The organism is Pseudomonadota bacterium (assembly GCA_018242545.1).
Classification (GTDB): Bacteria; Pseudomonadota; Alphaproteobacteria; order 16-39-46; family 16-39-46; genus 16-39-46.
Map to the genome: position 1 here is coordinate 1 of JAFEBT010000105.1, position 2,607 is coordinate 2,607.

General features: G+C 33.0%; 3 protein-coding genes. 2 read left to right on the plus strand and 1 reads right to left on the minus strand.

What is annotated here, in order from left to right; all coding sequences use genetic code 11:
- The first annotated feature begins 64 nt into the window (after positions 1 to 64).
- On the plus strand, positions 65 to 553 hold the full coding sequence (locus JSS34_08685; GenBank protein MBS0186372.1) for a hypothetical protein: 489 nt from the start codon (positions 65 to 67) through the stop codon (positions 551 to 553).
- Positions 554 to 675: 122 nt separating this feature from the next.
- Positions 676 to 1,866, plus strand: coding sequence for a hypothetical protein (locus JSS34_08690; GenBank protein ID MBS0186373.1), 1,191 nt, complete (start codon positions 676 to 678; stop codon positions 1,864 to 1,866).
- Between the two features lie 70 nt (positions 1,867 to 1,936).
- On the opposite strand, the gene JSS34_08695 is transcribed toward JSS34_08690, so the two are convergent.
- Positions 1,937 to 2,455, minus strand: coding sequence for an FAD-dependent oxidoreductase (locus JSS34_08695; protein MBS0186374.1), 519 nt, complete (start codon positions 2,453 to 2,455; stop codon positions 1,937 to 1,939).
- Positions 2,456 to 2,607: the final 152 nt, after the last annotated feature.

Consider the following 2,607-nt stretch of genomic DNA (forward strand, 5'->3'; position numbering starts at 1 on the left):
TGACAAGAAAAAATGACAAGAAAAAATGACAAGAAAAAATGACAAGAAAAAATGAGACGAGAAAATGATAAGAAAATATAAGTATTTAATTGGATTTCTTTGTTTGGTTTTAACAGCCGACGTTTTTGGAGAACCTTCAGAAAAAATTCGGCTTGCTGCTCATAAAATACTCCAAAGTATGCGAACGCCGCATATAGATTTTGCTTCTGATTCTCCCGAGGATCCTTTTGCGATTCAAATACAGCAGGGAAAGATTGATATTGTTGGTAATGTTTCCTTAAATGTTCTTCTTGGCTCATGCTTCTCCGAAAGTGAGATGAATACATTTAGAAAGTATTTTACAGATAAATTCCTGCAAGAACATCCTAACTGTGTGATTGAGATCATGAGTCATTCTTGTCTTTATGATTCTCCTTTGAAAAAAGCGGCTTGTTTCTTGCAGCGCATGCCTTGTAAACGCCAAAAATGTTCTGAAATAAAAATAAACTTAAAATGTCTTCTTCCTATTGACACAGTTGATTTATTTGGAAAAGAAGAGAGAGTGTATCAGTAATTTTAAAAGCCATGTTTTTATAGATTTTTCTTTATAAGCAATATTTTTAATAGGGTTCTTGAAAATTTTAAATAAACGGTTACATAAATAATAGGTATTTTTTAAAAAGTTTATGAGGCCTTATGAGCAGATGTTTTAGCATTTTTTTAAGTTTTTTTCTTTTTTTTATTTATCCTATAGAGGCTGTAAAATTAGTATTGGACTTAAGAACGGATGATCTAGAAGGTTACACTGCAAAGATTTTTATTCAACATCCCTTTACGCCTGATCCTTCAGCTGCTTTTCTTTATGAAACGGTTGTGCTGAGAAAAAAAGGGGTCAATGAGCAAGAGGTCAATTTAAAAAAACCTTGCCCTCAACGAATCTCTGCAAACACAATTGGATGTGAAATCTATAATTCTAATGAACAAATTGTTCTAAGAGGGGTTTATGGTCGTACTGAAGATAATTTAGTAGAGACCATAGAAGTGCAAATTTGGCAAGAGCTTGGTAAGATTATTGTAGGCATTGCTCCAAATATTTTTTGTAAAAACTTTCTTTCTATAAGTATAGGTTATGGAGGAATTTTTTGTAATACACTTCCTCATAACGTCCATGAAATATCTCATGGTTTTGCATGGAGAAAAAGGGAAGCTTTTTTTAACGAATTTTCGGATGCGCATCTTCAAAGACTTGTAGAAAAATTTGGATCTTATCCTCCTCATAAAGATGTAAAATATAGAGAAGGTCCTTTTATTCTAACGCCTCTTCATCCCTCGTATGGGTGTGAAAAACATAGAGCTGATAATACACCCGCTAAACACGAAACATGTAAGATTACTTTTAAAGAAGGAAGGCTTTATCAAGGCGAAAATTTATTCACGACAATGGGTTCTCAAAAGGGTTTTAATGGCAATCAAATTTATATTTGGGCTTTGAGAAATCAAACACAGTTTTATATTGCCTCAATGCATGGTGAAATCTCTGGATCGGCGACTGGAAATCAGCATAGCTTCTTTTTAAAAGGAAAGCCAGGAGAGCCTTATTATGGATTTGGAGCTCCACTCGCTTGTGGTGGCCATATTGGTGTTTCTGAAAGGGGAAAAATAAAAGACCTTGATAATGGAAGTGGCCATTATAAGTTTACACGGGATCAATTTTTTGCCGCAGCTTATTATTTTATACAACTAGACTTATGCGAGCCTGATGCGATTTTTAGAGTCATGGTTCCTCAAAGAAATGGAATGGGAGAAGAAATCTTTAGAGTCGAAGACATAAAAAAAATTTCAATACAAGAAATTTTGGGGAGGTATGTCGATTTAGAGAATTTATAAATTTTGTGAACTTTTATAAACTTAAAATCGTTCTTATTTTTATAGAAACAGCATAACTTCAAGTACTTATTTATTTAAGTCCATAAAAATCTTTAGCCCCTTGCAGCAGGATATCAAATTCTTCTTTGTTTGGAGTTTCTTCTGTGGCGCCTTCAATAAAAGTTCCTCCTATAACGCCGACATCTTTGGAAGAGGTGTTTGGAAGGTGTTTTGGAAAAATATAAAAAGAACGTTTTATTTTTTGACCTGATTGTGTTTCTCCCTCTTTAAAATAAACAAGAATCATATACTGAAGGTCTTTTGGGTTTTGATCTTTAAGCATAATCAAATGACCTTGAATTGAAATCATATCTTCATCTTGATTGAGTTTATGAGCTCCAAGGCCACTACAATTGATAATGAATTTACCTTTAACATCTGAGAAAGCTTCTATTTTTTTCTGAACAAATTTAATGTTATTTTTCCTTAAATATTTGTGCAACTCATTCATCATTTTTGCAGTATCTATAAAAATACCATCATCATACGCAACCATCTGGCGCCTCGTTCCGTTTCCAAAATCGAGCACAACATCTTTTGAAGGGCGCATGACTTTCCCGACATATGGTTCAAGACCAGATTCTAAGCGGTTTTCAAAATAATACTATTTCCATAAATTAAAATAACAAATAGACTTTTAAAAAGAAGAGAGTGTTTACATATAGATAGATAAATGTCATAATATTTTGAAATGAGAAAGGA